Source organism: Limnoglobus roseus, assembly GCF_008254045.1.
Classification (GTDB): Bacteria; Planctomycetota; Planctomycetia; order Gemmatales; family Gemmataceae; genus Limnoglobus; species Limnoglobus roseus.
The window spans coordinates 4,272,199-4,288,285 of record NZ_CP042425.1 but is presented as its reverse complement, the minus strand read 5'-3'; the positions used below and the strand labels follow the sequence as shown (position 1 = coordinate 4,288,285).

At 65.0% G+C, this 16,087-nt stretch carries 12 protein-coding genes and 1 pseudogene; 10 read left to right on the top strand and 3 right to left on the bottom strand.

Annotated elements, in window-relative coordinates; translation table 11 throughout:
* Window positions 1-12 precede the first annotated feature (12 nt).
* From PX52LOC_RS17815 to PX52LOC_RS17795, 6 genes and pseudogenes are all read left to right on the top strand, one after another.
* Entirely contained in the window at window positions 13-1,557 is a 1,545-nt protein-coding gene (locus PX52LOC_RS17815; protein ID WP_149111368.1) for an FAD-dependent monooxygenase, read from the top strand.
* 141 nt (window positions 1,558-1,698) lie between these two features.
* On the top strand, window positions 1,699-3,147 hold the full coding sequence (locus PX52LOC_RS17810; RefSeq protein WP_149111367.1) for an FAD-dependent monooxygenase: 1,449 nt from the start codon (window positions 1,699-1,701) through the stop codon (window positions 3,145-3,147).
* Between the two features lie 20 nt (window positions 3,148-3,167).
* Window positions 3,168-3,488: pseudogene (locus tag PX52LOC_RS43935) on the top strand (class I SAM-dependent methyltransferase); the annotation flags it as partial.
* Window positions 3,489-3,544: 56 nt separating this feature from the next.
* Complete coding sequence (locus PX52LOC_RS41985) at window positions 3,545-3,880, top strand: hypothetical protein (RefSeq protein ID WP_246173752.1); 336 nt, start codon at window positions 3,545-3,547, stop codon at window positions 3,878-3,880.
* 41 nt (window positions 3,881-3,921) lie between these two features.
* Window positions 3,922-4,359 carry a GNAT family N-acetyltransferase gene (locus PX52LOC_RS17800; protein WP_149111366.1) on the top strand — a complete coding sequence of 146 codons (438 nt, stop codon included), beginning with the start codon at window positions 3,922-3,924 and terminating at the stop codon, window positions 4,357-4,359.
* Between the two features lie 16 nt (window positions 4,360-4,375).
* A complete protein-coding gene (locus tag PX52LOC_RS17795; RefSeq protein WP_149111365.1) occupies window positions 4,376-5,041 on the top strand; it encodes a DsbA family oxidoreductase in 666 nt (221 codons plus the stop codon).
* 93 nt (window positions 5,042-5,134) lie between these two features.
* Here PX52LOC_RS17795 and PX52LOC_RS17790 read toward each other — a convergent pair whose 3' ends face one another.
* Window positions 5,135-5,644 (bottom strand): YkgB family protein, encoded by a 510-nt coding sequence (locus PX52LOC_RS17790; RefSeq protein WP_149111364.1) that lies wholly within the window; start codon window positions 5,642-5,644, stop codon window positions 5,135-5,137.
* Window positions 5,645-5,770: 126 nt separating this feature from the next.
* On the opposite strand from PX52LOC_RS17790, the gene PX52LOC_RS17785 reads away from it, so the two are divergent.
* The 4 genes from PX52LOC_RS17785 to PX52LOC_RS17770 all read left to right on the top strand — a co-directional run bounded on the left by PX52LOC_RS17785 (window position 5,771) and on the right by PX52LOC_RS17770 (window position 10,545).
* Entirely contained in the window at window positions 5,771-6,370 is a 600-nt protein-coding gene (locus PX52LOC_RS17785; protein ID WP_149111363.1) for an RNA polymerase sigma factor, read from the top strand.
* Window positions 6,371-6,402: 32 nt separating this feature from the next.
* The gene (locus PX52LOC_RS17780) at window positions 6,403-6,642 is read left to right on the top strand and encodes a hypothetical protein (RefSeq protein WP_149111362.1); all 240 of its coding nucleotides are present in this window, start codon (window positions 6,403-6,405) and stop codon (window positions 6,640-6,642) included.
* A 150-nt stretch (window positions 6,643-6,792) separates the two neighbouring features.
* The gene (locus tag PX52LOC_RS17775) at window positions 6,793-7,401 is read left to right on the top strand and encodes an MEDS domain-containing protein (RefSeq protein ID WP_168219066.1); all 609 of its coding nucleotides are present in this window, start codon (window positions 6,793-6,795) and stop codon (window positions 7,399-7,401) included.
* An 18-nt stretch (window positions 7,402-7,419) separates the two neighbouring features.
* Window positions 7,420-10,545 (top strand): PAS domain S-box protein, encoded by a 3,126-nt coding sequence (locus tag PX52LOC_RS17770; RefSeq protein WP_149111360.1) that lies wholly within the window; start codon window positions 7,420-7,422, stop codon window positions 10,543-10,545.
* A gap of 654 nt (window positions 10,546-11,199) precedes the next feature.
* Here PX52LOC_RS17770 and PX52LOC_RS17765 read toward each other — a convergent pair.
* Together PX52LOC_RS17765 and PX52LOC_RS17760 are read right to left on the bottom strand one after the other, a co-directional pair.
* The gene (locus PX52LOC_RS17765) at window positions 11,200-12,990 is read right to left on the bottom strand and encodes a hypothetical protein (protein ID WP_149111359.1); all 1,791 of its coding nucleotides are present in this window, start codon (window positions 12,988-12,990) and stop codon (window positions 11,200-11,202) included.
* Between the two features lie 119 nt (window positions 12,991-13,109).
* Window positions 13,110-16,079: a protein kinase domain-containing protein gene (locus PX52LOC_RS17760; RefSeq protein WP_149111358.1), complete on the bottom strand. Its 2,970-nt coding sequence runs from the start codon at window positions 16,077-16,079 to the stop codon at window positions 13,110-13,112.
* Between the last annotated feature and the right edge of the window lie 8 nt (window positions 16,080-16,087).

Sequence of the window (16,087 nt, the reverse complement as noted above, 5' to 3'; positions counted from 1 at the left end):
GAGGGTCGGAACATGACAGAGGACACGGTTGTCTACGACGTGATCATCGCGGGGGCGGGGCCGGTCGGCCTATTCCTGGCCAGTGAACTGCGACTGGCGAAACTCTCGGTGCTGGTGCTCGAACAGGCGGCAGCCCCCCATTCGCCTTTGAAGCAACTCCCATTCGGAATGCGCGGCCTTTGGGGGCCGAGCATCGAAGCGTTCTACCGGCGCGGGATGCTGGAGCAACTCGCGACGCAACCCCACGTCGACCTTCAGCCGAGACCCGGATCGACCGCTTCAGGACCGCAGCGTCGGGGGCCGGGCGGCCACTTCGCGGGCATCCAGTTCGACGCCACCAACATCGATTCGTCGCGGTGGACGTACCGACTTTCGGGGCCGGGGGACGGTCAGATGGGGACCGAAATGGAACACGTCGAGCGCGTCCTCACCGCCCACGCGCTCTCCGTCGGTGTCGAGATCCGGCGCGGGCAGGGCGTCGAAGGCTTCGAGCCGTCGGACGACGAAGTCACCGTTCACGCTGGCGGGCAGCGATACCGCACGCGCCATCTTGTGGGCTGCGACGGCGGGCGCAGTACCGTGCGGAAAAACGGCGGTTTTGAGTTCGTGGGCACCGATCCGGAATTCACGGGTTACTCGGTCCGGGTCGACATCGCCGACCACTCGGTACTCCCGATGGGCCGTCACCACCGGTTTTTCCCGTTCATCAAGGGAGCGGCCGGCATGTACACGCAGTGGGAGCCGGGAGCGATCGCGATCGCCGACTTCGACGGCGGCGCGGGTCACCGCTCGGGACCGCTCTCTCTCGAGCGCGTCCAGGCGATCCTGCGGCGCGTGTCCGGCACGGACGTGACGCTCACGGCATTGCATGTCGCCTCGACGTGGACTGACCGCGCGATGCAGGCGACGACCTACCGCAAGGGGCGAGTGCTGCTGGCGGGCGACGCGGCGCACATCCATTCGCCCCTCGGCGGGCAAGGCTTGAACCTCGGGTTCGGTGACGCCATGAACCTCGGGTGGAAGTTGGCCGCCACCATCCGTGGTGATTCCCCCGACGGCCTGCTCGACAGCTATACCGCAGAACGGCACCCGGTCGGGGCGCGCGTCCTCGACTGGTCACGGGCTCAGGTCGCGCTGATGCAGTCCCCGGCGCTCCAAGGCGTGGTACGCGACCTGATCAACACGCGGGACGGCGCGACCTACTTCGCCGAACGGGTCTGGGGCGTGTCTCTCCGCTACGACCTCGGCGGCGACCACCCGCTGGTGGGCCGGAGTTGCCCAGACTTCGAGATGGAGGACGGAACGAGAATTGGCACGCTACTCCGCGAAGGGAACGGGTTGCTGTTGGACTTCGGCCGGTCGCTGCGGTCCCTTGATGGCCTGTGGGGTGATCGTGTGCGTCACGTGGCGGGTGACGTGAAGGACCGCCTCGGGCTGAGTGCGGTACTCGTGCGCCCGGACGGGTTCGTGGCGTGGGCGAGTGACGCTGCGCCGAGTCGCGAGGACGTCACACGGGCCGCAGCGAGGTGGTTCGCGAGCATCGAGCGTCCTGCGTAGGCCTCGGAGTGAGCAGCCCTTGGAGGGAAACGTTTTTCGATCGCCCACTTGCAGTTGCCTCATCTCACTCGCGCGAACCTTTCTATGCCTGCGAGTGTCTGCCTCGGCTGATCGATACGCCAAGGGCAGGAGAAGGATCTCGTGAACCAGACGGACGTCCTCATCGTCGGTGCCGGGCCGACCGGCCTGACACTCGCCATCGACCTCGCCCGCCGAAGCATTCACTGCCGGATCATCGACAAGTCCCCATTATTTTTCCCCGGCTCCCGCGCCAAGGGCGTGATGCCCCGCACGCTGGAGGTGTTCGACGACCTCGGCATCGTGGACGCGATGGTGGCCGCGGGTGGACCGTTCCCGCCGTTCCGGGGGTATCACGGCGAGGCGGTGCTGTGGGACCGCACCATCCACCAGATGGGCGGGTTCCCGGTGCTCGAACCGTCGCCGGACGTGCCGTACGCGCAGTTCCACATGGTTGCCCAGTGGCGCACCGAAGAGGTTTTGCGCGACCGATTCGCGACTCTCGGTGGTCGCGTCGAGTTGGCCACCGAACTGTCCGGCATCGAGCAGGACGGCGACGCCGTCACCGCGACGTTCGCCACCGGCGAATCGGTCCGGTGCCGCTACCTGGTCGGCGCGGACGGCGGCGCGAGCTTCGTCCGCAAGTCGATGGGCGTGTCGTTCGTGGGAGAAACGGATGCTACCGACCGCTCGATCATCGCGGACGTGAAAGCCGCCGGCCCGGATCGCGACCACTGGCACATGTGGACGAACCCCGGCAACCCGGCGAACCGCGTGTCGCTCTGCCCGCTGCCCGGCACGGAGTATTTCCAGTTCGTGGCGCCCGTCACGACGGATGACGTGCCAGACCTGACTCTCGAACCGCTTCAAGGGATATTCGACCGGCGTTCCGGCGTTACGGGCGTGCGGCTCACGGACCTGCGGTGGGCGACGGTGTACCGGGTCAACGTGCGCATGGCCGAGCGGTTCCGGGTCGGCCGCGTGTTCCTCGCCGGGGACGCGGCGCACGTCCACTCGCCGGCCGGCGGGCAGGGCCTGAACACCGGCATTCAGGACGCCTACAACCTCGGCTGGAAGCTCGGTGCCGTGCTCGCTGGCGCGTCCGAGGCGCTACTCGACACCTACGAGGCAGAACGACTCCCCGTGGCGGCGAACCTGCTGGGCATAACTAGCGCGCTCCACAAGCAGGGGTTCTGGTCCAAAGGGGCGGCACCCCAGAACGCCGACATCGACATCAACCAGCTGAAGCTGAACTATCGGGGCGGCCCAGTCTCGCAAGGCCGTTCCGCCGGGCCGCTCCAACCCGGCGACCGGGCGCCGGACGCGCCGCGCCGCACCGGCGGCCGGTTGTTCGACGTGTTCCGCGGGCCGCACTCCACATTGCTCGCGTTCGAGCCGGCGACGGGCAAGTATGGCGATTCGGTCCGGGTGTGCTCGGTCGCACCGGACGAAGCAGAAGTACGCCGCATCTACGGCATCGAACACGGCTACGTTCTCGTGCGACCCGACGGGTACGTTGGGCTAATCGCCCCGGACGAGGCGGCCGTGCGGCGGATCGAGTACCTCTGCTGAAGGAACCTTTGGAGTCCGTGATGGACGAGCAGCGGAAGTTGATCTTGGATCAGTTCACCCGACAGGCCGTGCCCTTCTCGGGAATGCACGCCCGCGACGACAACGAGATCCACCAACGCCTGATTCGCACGCCCGGGATCGGTGCCGAGGACGAGGCGATCGACGTGGCCTGTGGGCCCGGCCTCGTCGCGTGCGAGGTGGCCAAGGTCGCCCGTCACGTTACCGGAGTTGATCTCACCCCGGCGATGATCGAGCAGGCACGGGGTCGGCAGGAAGCCCTCGGGCTGAAAAACCTGACGTGGGTGCAGGGCGATGCGCAGCCGCTTCCGTTCCACGGCGCCAGCTTCTCCCGCGTCGTCACCCGCTCCTCGTTCCGCCACTTCACCGACACGAAGGGGTGTTCGAGCAGATGGTCCGGGTGTGCAAGCCGGGCGGCCGGGTCACCGTCTGCGACGTGTTCACCACGTCCGCAGAACAGGCCGAACTGTATGACCGGTTGGAACAGTACCGCGACCCGTCCCACACGCACGCGCTGCAACTGACGGAACTGGACGCCTTGTTAGCCGGGCGGAAGGACGTGCGGCGGGAGTTCTATCAATACCCGGTCAAGGTCGACGAACTGTTGTCGCGCTCGTTCCCCGGTTCGGGCGGAGCGGTGGCGTTCCGGGAGGTGGTCGCGTCCGACATCGGCGCCAACCGCATCGGGATCGAAGCCACTGGCGACGGCGGGTAGGGCTTTTCATTCCCGGTCGTGATCATGTCCGGGGTGAAGTGATGCCAACGGTCGAGCCGCTCGCCGTGCTGACTCCCGCTGATCAGGAAGCGATCATCGCACCGCTCGGCGCCTTCAGCCGCCAGCGCGGGTTCGCGTGGGCGCCGGTGTCACTCGCCCTCGTGCTTAAGGACGAACACAGCGTCGTGGGCGGTTTGACCGGGGGAACGCAATTTGGACGGCTGCGGATCAACATCCTCTCGGTAGCCGAGCACCTGCGCGGCGGTGGGTGGGGGCGGCGACTGGTCGAAGAAGCCGAGAAACTCGCCGTTCGAGTCGGGTGCCACTCGGCTTGGGTGGACACGTTCCGCTTCCAGTCACCGGGTTTCTACCGGAGACTCGGGTATGCGGTGTTCGGCGAATTGCCCGACTACCCGACCGGGCAGACGCGGTACTTCTTGTCGAAACGACTTGTCGCCGCTCCCGGTAAAATGCCTTAACCGGGAGGAGCTGAAAATGGTAACGATCGACATTTACTCGGACGTGATCTGCCCGTGGTGCTTCATCGGCAAGCGGCGGCTGGAGAAGGGATTGGCGGGTCAGGAGGCCACGGTTCGCTGGCACCCGTTCGAGCTGAACCCGAACATGCCGCCGGAAGGGGCCGAGCGGCGGGCGTACCGGATCAAGAAGTTCGGCAGTTGGGAGCGGTCGCTCGAACTGGACGCACAGGTCGGCCGGGCGTTCGCCGGCGAGGGGCTCGCGTTCAACGCCGAGCAGATGGCCCGCACCCCCAACACGTTCGACGCGCACCGGATCATCTGGCTGGCCGGTGAGAAGGGCGTGCAGGACGCGGTGGTGGAAGCCCTGTTCAAGGCGTACTTCACCGACGGCCGCGACCTGTCAGACCGGGCGACGCTCGCGGCCGTTGCCGTCGAGGGCGGACTGGACGCAAAAGAAGTACACGACCTGCTCGCGACCGATCGGGGCACAACCGAAGTCCGCGCGTGGGAGCAGAAGGGCCAGCGGCTCGGCATCTCCGGCGTGCCGTTCTTCGTCATTAACGGGACGGTGGCCCTCTCCGGCGCCCAACCGCCGGAAATGTTTCGAGAGGCGTTCGAGCAGGCGGTAGCGACGGGCGACACGTGCGGGGTCGATCCGGCGAGCGGGGAACGGAACTGCTGATCCCGGTTCGGGCACCGCATTTGTTGATGATGGAAATGCACACGCCGAGGGCACTAACCCCCGGCGAATGTGGTGATCGAACCGTTCATCCGCTTACCGACGGATCGCCCGCACCGCTTCCCCGAACGACCAGATCGAGGCGGCGAGCAGCGCGACGTCTTTGATCAGGAACTGGCCGAGCACGCTGATGGCCGGGAAGCCGCCGAGGTCTTTGACGAACGTCCCCGGCGTGGTCACGAGGAAGCTCAGGGTGCCCAGAAACATCCCGACCGCGAGCAGGCTGCCGACGGCCGACAGGCGAGGGAACCACGGACGGGCGGCGATCATCAGGCCGACGAGTATCTCGGTCACGCCGAGGATAGCTGACATGCCCCTGACGCCGAACACCGGGTACGTCCAAGAGAAGAACGGGCTGTTCTCGACGAACGGGCGGATGCCTTCGGCCTCGTAGGCGGTAAACTTCATCCCGCCGATCCACAGTAAAATCAGCACCAGCCCGTACCGGAGGGCGTGAACTCCGATGGCTTCAGCGCGGGCACCGAGGGCGACCAGGGCTTGATCGATGCGGGCGGCGGGGGAAGTGGTTGTGGTGAGCGTGGTCATGGCAGACTCCTGTCAGGGGTGTCGTTGCAAGGCGGCGACCTTCGTCACCCTGCTTCGCCACGTCTGACGCCGCACCCGCGACACCTCTTACCCCCGCTCAAGAAAGTTTTTTTCGGAGCACTGCCGGTGACCGAGCGGAGCAACGAAGACTGGCTGCAATTGCTCGGCGGCACGGACGAAATGGCCGTGGCCGAGTTGCGGGAGTTCCTCCGCCGCGGGTTGCGTCGCGGGCTGGCGGGCTGGGCTGCGGCCGACGACGGGTTCATTGAGGACATGGCTCAGGAAGGGACGTTGAAAGTCCTGAGCGGGCTGACGACCTTCAGGGGCGACAGCCGGTTCACCACCTGGGCGGTGACCGTTGCCGTGCGGGTGGCGTTCACCGAACTCCGCCGGGCGCGGTGGAAGGACGTTTCGCTCGACCGGCTGGTCGAAGACGCCCCATCCCAGCAGCCCGCCGCAGCTCCTGCCGTCGAGCCGTCGGCGGATTCCAAGGCCGCGATCCTCGCCGAGATGCATCGGGTCATTGCGACCGGGCTGACCGAGCGGCAACGGCAGGCGCTGGTGGCCGAGTTCAAGGGGATGCCGCAGGCGGAGATCGCCGCCCGGATGGGGCTGACGCGGAACGCGCTGTACAAACTGACCCACGACGCCCGGCAGAGCCTGAAGCGTGGCCTCGAAGCGGCGGGAATCGACGGGGATGGGGTAAGGGAAGCGTTCGACCTGTAGTCTCAGGTGTCGAACGTTGCGGAGGAAATCACATGAGCCTGTCCCCGGACGAACTTCGTGAGTTGGCCAAATACGTCCTGCTGACGCGACCCGACGAGATCGGGTGCGACGACTGGCTCGGGTACGCACCCAGCTATGCCGAACTCATCGCCACCAGCCAACCGGTTCCGGAACCACTCCAGAAAGCGGCCGGGCATCTCGACTTGTGCCCGGAGTGTGCGGAGGAGTTTCGCGCGCTGATGGAGGCTCTGAAAGAAGGCGGTGGCGTCTGACGGTTCTCGACTTCCGCCATGCACTTACGCACGATGCCACCACCCCACTCTAGCCGTTTCCTGCCCTCGCGTTTTCGCCGCAACTCTCGTAGAATATGCCTTCTTCGCCGTCGCCAGCGAGATGCCTCCCGTCGGTCAGTAGGGTGCGTCATGACAGAAACGAAGCCGCCGATCCAGTTAGCCGGTTCGACCCTGAACCGGACCCGCCACGCCTGTGCGTTCTTCAACAGCCGCGAGGAAGAAGACGGGGTGCTCCTGCCGTTCATGAAAGAGGGGTTCGAGCGCGGCGAGCGGCAGTGCCACATCGTCGATCCCGAGCACCGGCCCGATCGGATGCGGCGGCTCGCCGAGGCAGGCGTTTGCCCCGACTGTGCCCAAGTGGACGTGCGGCCGTGGGAGGCCGCTCACCTAACCGGCGGCCGGTTCGACAAGGAGGCCATGCTGGCGCTCGTCCAGGAGTCGATGGAGAGCCACAAGGGCTCCGGGCTAACCCGGTGGTGGGGCAACATGGAGTGGGCGCTGACCGGTGCGGCCGGCGTCGAAGACCTGATCGAATACGAGTCCCGCCTCAACTACATCATTCCCAAGTACGACGACGTCGTCGTCTGCACCTACGACCTGAACAAGTTCGGCGCCAGGGTCGTGATGGACGTCATGCGGACGCACCCGATGGTCATCATCGGCGGCATCCTGCAGGAGAACCCGTTCTACGTGCCGCCCGACGAGTTCCTGCGCGAGTTGAAGGGCCGCGCCGCCTGAGCAGGTTTCTCTCCCATCATGCCGATCAACGACAATCAAGCCGACGAGGTGCAGCGGCTCCGGGACACGATGCGGGAACTGGTCGCCCTGTCGACACTGCCCGCGGCATGGGCCGGGTACGCGCCCGACGGCGTCGCCCGCAGCCTCGCCGGCGTCTTGCGCGACGCCCTCTCTCTCGACCTCGTCTACGTCCTCGTCCGGGGCTTCGGGAATGTCGAGCTGGCCCTCGGCCAAGGGTTTGCGGCCGACGCACTTCAATTGAGGGTCATTGCCGACGGACTTGCTCCCGTTCTCAACCCACAGCCACCCGTGACCGTCGCCGATCCGCTCGGCGGCGGCGAGTTCCGCGTCGCGGTCACCCGCTTCGGGCACGCCGGCGATTTGGGCGTTGTCGTCGCCTGTTCCCGCCGAAGCGACTTCCCGAACGAATCCGACCGCCTCCTGCTCAGCGTGGGCGCGAACCAGACGGCGATCGTGCTCCAGCGTAAGCGGGCCGAGCGTGCGCTGAGGGAGAGCGAAGAGCGGCTGCGGGTCACTCTTTCCAGCATCGGGGATGCGGTCATCGCCACCGACGCCGAGGGACGGGTGACGTTCATGAACGCCGTGGCCGAGGCGCTCACCGGCTGGCCACTGGCGGACGCCGCCGGACGGCAGTTGCCCGAGGTGTTCCGGATCGTCAACGAGTACACCCGTGAGCCGGGGGCGAACCCGGCGCTCCGCGCCTTGAACGAGGGTGTGACCGTCGGCCTCGCCAACCACACGGTCCTCATCGCGCGGGACGGCACCGAGCGGCCCATCGACGACAGCGCGGCGCCGATCCGCGACGGGAAGAATCCGTCGATGGGTGCGGTCCTGGTGTTCCGCGACGTGACCGAGCGGAAGCGGTCAGAGTCGGAGGCGGTCCAACTGGCCGAGCGGTTGCGACTGGCGCTGGACGCGGGCGATCTGGGGACGTGGGAGTGGAACCCGGCCACCGACGAGATGACCGTGTCGCCTCGCGCGAGCGAGATGTACGGGACACCGGTAGGGGTGCCGCACGGCCGGGAGCAGGGGCGGATGATGATCCACCCTGACGACCGGGAGCGGGCGAGGCTGGCGGCCGAGAAGGCGGTGGCCGAGCGGACCGATTACGACATCGAGTACCGGTTGGCCGACCGGCCGGCGTGGGTCGCGGCCCACGGGCGAGGGTTGTACGACGCGGCTGGTCGACTCGTGCGGGTGCACGGGGTCGTCCAGGACATCACCGAGCGGAAACGCGCGGAGGACGAGGCCGCCGGTCTGGCCGAGCGGTTGCGGCTGGCCCTGGAGGCCGGAGGCACCGGCGTCTGGGAGTGGGACGTCGTCACCGGCCGGATCACCTGGTCGGATCAGGTTCACGCTTTTTACGGGTTGGCGCCCGGTGAGTTCGACGGCACGTTCGAGATGTTCGCCCGCCACCTCTATCCCGACGACGCGGCTCGCGCGGGGGATGCGATCCGGGCGAGCGTAGAGGACGACGTCCCGTACCGGATCGAGTACCGCATCGTGCCGAAGGGCGGCGGTTTGCGCTGGATCTCCACCGCGGGACGGGTGATCCGTGACGCGGCCGGCAAGCCGCTGCGGATGGTCGGGGCGACCGTGGACGTGACCGAGAGGAGGCTGACGGAGGACACCGTCCGGGCGTCGGAGAAGCGGTTCCGCACCCTGTTCGACTCGATGGACCAGGGGTTCTGCGTGATCGAGGTGACGTTCGAGGGCGGTCGGGCCGCCGACTACCGGTTCGTCGAGCTGAATCCGGCCTTCGAGCGGCACTCCGGGCTGCCGCGGAACCTGATCGGCGCGTCCATCCGGGAGGCGGTGCCCGGCCTTGAGGAGTTCTGGTTCGACACCTACGGGCGGGTGGCGGCCACTGGCGAGCCGACCCGGTTCGTCCACCCCGCAGCGCCCCTCGGCCGCTGGTTTGAGGTGTACGCCTTCCGGCTCGAAGACCCCGACCGATGTCGGGTCGCCGTCCTGTTCGCGGACATCACCGACCGCAAGCGGGCGGAGGAAGAGCTTCGGGACCAGGACCGCAAGAAGGACGACTTCATCGCGCTCCTGGCCCATGAACTGAGGAACCCGCTCGCTCCCATCAGGAACGGCCTGCAGGTGCTTCGGTTGGGCGGGGCGAACCCGGAGCCCCTCGCGCGGGCGCGGGACATGATGGACCGGCAGTTGACGCACATGGTGCGGTTGATCGACGACCTGCTGGACGTGTCCCGGATCAACCGCGGGAAGATGGAGCTGAGGCGAGGGCGGGTGGAACTGGCGGACGTGGTGGGGAGTGCGGTCGAGACCGCCCGCCCGGCGTTGGACGTCGGGAAGCACGAACTGATGGTGACGCTGCCCGCGACTCCGGTGGCGCTGGACGCCGACCTGACCCGGCTGGCACAGGTGTTCTCGAACCTGCTGACCAACAGCGCCAAGTACACGCCGAAGGGTGGCCGGGTATGGCTGTCGGCCGAGCGGACGGACGGGCACGTGCGGGTGACGGTACGGGACACGGGCATTGGCATCCCGGCCGAGTCCCTGCCCACGATCTTCGACATGTTCAGCCAGGTGGACCGGTCGGTGGAACGGAGCACGGGCGGTCTGGGAATCGGCCTCGCGCTGGTGAAGGGTCTGGTGGAGATGCACGACGGGACGGTGGCGGCGGCGAGCGAGGGCGAGGGACTCGGCACGACGTTCACCGTCACGTTGCCAGTCGTTACGCGGGTTGAGGCATCCGTTCCACTCGTCACCGAAGCCCCGACGCGCACCCCGGCAAGGCGAATACTGGTCGTGGACGACAACCGGGACGGGGCCGAGTCAATGGGCGACATGCTCTCGATGCTGGGGCACGAGGTGGCCACGGCACACGACGGGCTGGGGGCGGTGGAACGGGCGGAGGCATTCCGGCCCGACGTGATCTTGATGGATGTGGGGATGCCGCGACTGAACGGGCTGGATGCCTCACGCCGCATCCGGGAGCAACCGTGGGGTCAGGGCATCGCGATCGTCGCCCTGACCGGATGGGGCCAGGAGAACGACCGAGAGCGGTCGCGTGAGGCCGGGTGCAATGCCCACCTGGTGAAGCCCGTGGACTTTACCGACCTTCAGCGGGTGCTGGCCGAAGTGACGCGCTGAGGGTGATCGACGTCGGGGTACTTCGCCCAAACGTTGACGGCACATACACACTCGCGGACGCGCTGGCTGTTTACGAGTACACGCCCGGCGTGGGAAGGCCGTGCTGATGACTGTATAACTTCCTTCCGATCACAAGCTCTCAGCGTACCTCCCCCTCGGTCGGCCATTGAAAGGACGAACCATGACGCGCCTCTCCAGTCTGCTTCTCTTGCTTGCTGTCTTGTGTACCGCTGCGCCAGCGCAGCCTTCCAAAACGGACAAGCCCTTCGTTCCGGAGCCGATCCTGTCCGGCGGAACGGTGCTCTCGCTGTAATGGACGTCATCGAGGCCTTCCTGCACCACAGCTGGGCTGACTTTACCCCCGACACCCACCGACGGAACAGGTGTTACTGCCAGCTCTTCGCCGAGGCGTGCGGCTTGGTCGGGGCGCTCGAATTGAAGCCGTGCCACCTGGACCGCTGGATCACCCCGAGGTCGAGGCCGAGGAGTGGGGCGACACCACGGTGTCCAACGCCCGCAAGGCGGCCGTGTGGGTCATGAGTTGGGCGGCCGAGCGGAAGTTCCTGCCAAGCAACCCGCTCCCAGGGATGAAGAAGCCTACCGCCGACGAATGCTCAAGTCCGGACCTTTCCGAGCAGACCCCTCGCCGGTCGGTTACCTTGCAACGCGAGTCATTTGCCACTTACCGTTGCCGGACGAGTGCTTCCAAGTGCCATCGAGTTTGGTGCTGTCGGCAGAGAGGGTAAAGGTTGCCGAGCCTTTCTCGTTGTTCCAAGGCTGCGCGATCAAGAAGGTCAGGGTGCGGGTGCCGGGTGTGAAGGCGCCGCCGGTGATGACCCCTTTCTTGTTGAGATCTTGAACCCAGTATCCAGAGATGACCCCGGACTTGGTGATTTCGAGACTGACCTTGCCGAAGTCGGAGTTCCACATTCCGATGAGGTCCTCGGGGCGTGGCGGAGCCGGGGTAGCTTCTTTCTCCCACCGGCCGACGTAATATTCCTTGAACTCGGGATACCCCTTGAGCCCCTTGAGATGCATCGATCCCGCCAACAAGCGAACCGAGCAGTTTCGGCTGGCGTCGTGGAGCTCGACGTAGTCGGTCACCCGGACGACCTCCACGAAGTTATACTTCCCACCGTTTTGAGGCGCCTCCAACCATTTCCCATTCCCCTGGTAGGTGAACGACCCCGCGGAGTGCGTCCAGGCCACCCGTTGTGGTTGGTCCACCTTGAGTTTATTAGTATCGAGGACGATAGCCTCATCGGAACTCACCGTAACCGCATCGAACGTCTGGGAATAAAACACACCTTTGTAAGCGGATCGGATGACCACTTGGTGCTGCCCTGGCCTCGCAGGGACGCCGACTTCGAGCAAGTTGTTTGGCCACTCGGTGACTCTTTTGCCATCCAGTTCAACCGTCACCACGGCATCGTCCAATAGTTTATTTTTCGCCCGGACGATCACATTGACTCGTCGCAAATTGGACTTGCCGGTGTATGCGGTTTCCCCGCTTCCTTTCGTCACAGAATACTCTATTTTCATTACTCCACCCTCAATTGTGCAATTGAGCTGCATGGACTGCCCATCATCCTTCCCTCTCAGCACGCTCGTCTTCTTGCCCTCCCGCCTTCCCGACACCTTGGTGGCGAACCAAGTCCCGCTGATGGCCCCGTCCCCGTCCTCCGTCAGCGTGAGCTTGCCGTAGCCCTTCCAGCCGTCCGAATTGCTATGCTGCCCTGTCCAATAGCCGTTGAAGGAAGTGACTGTCCGAGGGGCCGGATCGGTCGTGGGTCGTGGGTCAGGATCGGGCTTGTTAACCTGTAGATTGGGCACTGCGGTTGGCTTGTTCGCCACGGGTTCCGACGGAGGGATGGGCTGATTTGTACGAACTGTGGAGGCTCCTTTCCCCGAGCTTGGAGGAGCTGTATCGACAACAGTAGTCCGCTGTTTTGAAGGACCGTCTTTTGGCATAAATACTGCGACAAGTCCACAGGCGAATGCGAACAGCACAAGAGTCCCCCCCCAGAGGAAGAATCGGTTTCGTCCGAGGAATCCACCGCCGCCGAAATCTTCGTCCTGAGGTCGCCTCCCGTCCATCAGTGCCGGGCTGTCGGGATTCAGACACTTCCTCAAGGCAAATTTCCGGATCGCCTCGAGCATCTCCTTCACGTCTTGGCTGGCTTCCGGGAACGTCTCAATCAGGTTTCTTTTTTCGCGAGCGATGGAATCGACCCAGCGGCCGCGGGCGCCGGATTGGGAGCCCAAAAGGTCGAACCGTTTCAAGGGAAGGCCGAGAAACTTGCAGGCGCGTGTCACGTCCAACGTCTGTGGGTCGAACTCGCGGAGCTGCTTGAGAGTCATGCCGAAATTCTCGGCCAGGTGCCGGTCGGCCTCGGGGCTGCCCTCATTTGCTAAAGAATCAGCGGCATCGGTCTCTCGTGGCATTGTGAACGCCTCCTATGGCGATCGTAAGTGTTACCGGGTCACGGCATGAATGGGTAAGCACCCCGGACAGGCATAGTTCTTTGATTCAAGGGCGTGAAATCTGTCCAATGGCTCGGCAGTCAAGGGACTTTTGTGGCGGCCGGCTCGATCACGCCATTGTTCCATTCAATCCTGCACTCCGGCAGAGCCTTTTTCAGGCCGTCGATTCCGGCCGCCGTGATTTCCGTTTCTTTCAGATACAAAAGTTTGAGGTGCTTGAATTCTTTAAGGAGGGGTAGCCCGTTGTCGCTCGCGGTCGTCTTCGTCAGCGAAAGCGTGCTCAGGTTCTTGCTGTTCACCAGGTGGGTCAGCCACGAATTACTGAAGTTTGTATTGTCCAGGAACACGTCCGTGAGGTCGTGGCAATCTTTGAAGGATGCCAGCCCGGTACCCGTCAACTTGACGCCCCCCAACCAGAGGACTTTCAGGTTCTTGCAATCCTGGAAGTTGAGCAAGCCCTGGTCGGTGACGGAGGTGTTCATCACCGAGAGGTCCAGCAAGTTCTTGCAGCCCTTGAAGTGAGCCACCCCTTTGTCCGTTAAGGAATTTCCCCCTAGCCACAGCTTTGTTAGTTTCTTGCAGTCCTTGAAATAGGCCATCCCCCGGTCCGTCACCTTCGGCATGACGCCCAACCAGAGTTCGGTGAGGTTCGTGTTGCCCTGGAAGTGAGCCAATCCTTCGTCACTCACCGCCGTGTGCGCCAGGTTGAGAACCACAAGATTCTTGTTGCCGGCGAAGTGCGCCAGGCCGCCGTCGGTGATCTTCGTCTCCACCAGGTCCAGGTGCGTCAAATTCTTGCATTCCGAGCACACGGCCAGTCCCGCGTCCGTGACTTGTTTGTTCCCGCGTAGCATCACCGCCGCCAGCTCGAACGGTCCGGGCGGTAAGTCGGCCAGTGCTTGGATTTCTAGAGCCACGCCGTGCAAGCGGACTTCCCCCCCGATCGACAGCACGTACTCCGCCGCCTTACGGTCGGGGCCGGTCGTCGCGGTTCCCGCACCGGCCGGGCCGACGGGAACACGGGCCAAGCGCAGGCCGGTGCCCCAATCCCGGCCCGACGGCGGATAGGTGTCCCGGTACGCCGCCCGGCATGTAACGGAGAAATAGTGCCAGCCGCCGCCCCGGGTCAGTCGATGCGAGGCTCCGTCGGCCCCGACGCGCGTGTCCTCGCACCACTCCCAAACGTTCCCGTGCATGTCGTGCAAGCCCAGCGCGTTCGGCTCGTAAGAACCCACTCTGCACGTCCGTTCCAAACCCTTGTCGTGTCTAAAGTTCGCCTGCTCCGGCAACAGCGTGTTCGTCGACTTGGCGAAGTAGAAGTCGAACGCGCTCTCGAACTTGTCCACCGGCCCGCCACGGCAGGCGTACTCCCACTCCTCCCCCTTCGGCAGGCGATAGACCCAACCCGTCTCCCTCTCATTCTTGTTCAGCCGCGCGATGAAGACTTGGCAATCGTCCCACGACACGTAATCCACTGGGAAGCGCTTCAGGTCCGCGTCCGCGATGCCCTTCAACCTGTCGTCGCCCGCGCCGTTGCGGACGAAGTTGCTCGGGTTAAGCCCCGTGACGGCCTCCCACTCCTCCTGCGTCACCTCGTACTTGCCGAGGTAGAAGTCCTGCTCGATCACCACTTTCGTTTCACCCGGTTGGCGGCCGCCGCCGCCGAGCCAGCCCGCCCCCTTCGGCACCCTCACGAACTCCATGCCGATGCTGTTCTTGAATGTTGCAGGTAATGACTCGGCCGATTGCACCGTCGGCCTCGTCGGTTGGACGGCGGCAACCGAATTGTCATTCGGTATCCGCTCTAGGTTTCGGGGAAATCGGCCGGCTAGGATTGCAACGAGTCCTACGAGTAGACAGGCGGCGGCGGCGCCCAAGTACGCGACCATTTTGCCGGATGAAATTTTGCGGCCCCGCGACTTCGCGTCAGTGACCCTGGCGACGTCTCGCACCGTACCCTGTCGCTTCACCTGCGACTCGCGTTCGGCGAGTATGTCGGCGACGTCTTGGGCAGTCTGGAAGCGGTCGGCGGGATCCTTGCTTAGCAGTTTGTCGACGATCGCTACGAACCAGTCGGGCGTTTCCGGGATGATCTCCTGAAGCGGCCGCGGGGTGTCCTCGGCCACGCGGCGAAGCACGGCCATGGTGGTGGGTGCACGGAACGGCGGATGCCCACAGGCCAGGGCGTAGAGCACACTGCCGAGGCTGAACAGGTCGGCCCGCGAATCGATCTTCGTGCCTTTTGCTTGCTCCGGGGACATGTACAACGGCGTGCCGGTGATCGTTCCGCTCTGGGTCAGACTGGCGTCGTCCGCGGTGCGGGCCAGGCCGAAGTCGGTGATCTTGACCTTCTGAACCACGCCCTTTTCCAGCAGGATGTTGGCGGGCTTGATGTCGCGGTGAATTAGGCCGAGCGCGTGGGCGGCGGCCAACCCGGCGGCGATCTGCCGGCCGATGTCCAGGACCTCGGGGATCTCGATCGGGCCGACATCGTCCATCTTGTCCTGGAGGGTGGTACCGTCCACGAACTCCATGACGATGTACGGCAGCGGCTGCTCCTCGACGCTGTAAACCTGCACGACGTTCTCGTTCTTGATCGCGGCCACCGCTCGGGCTTCGCGGAGGAACCGCTTCCGCGGCGGCGAGGTCGCAGCGAATTGTCGGCCAAGAACCTTAATGGCCACCATGCGGTGGAGCTTCTCGTCGAAGGCTCTCAACACCGTGCCGAAGCCGCCCTGGCCGAGAACTTGCATCACTTCGTAATGGGCCAGCGTACCCAGGGAGCCGGGCTTGGCGGACGGGGTGAGGTAGCCGAGATCAATCTTGCTGTCGCTTTTCATTTCAGCGGTTCGGGTAACGTCCGGGTTGTCCGTCAACTGCCGGAGGGCCGGAACGTCGAGGAACTCCCCCGAACGCGCATCCGCCGCGAGTAAGGCATCCACTTGCCGGCGAAGATTCGCGTCGTCAGCGCAGGCTTGATCCAAGTACGCGGAACGCTCGGCCGGGTCGGTGATCTCCAGAGCCGCGAGGAAAACGGTGCGTTCGTTCATGGCGTTTT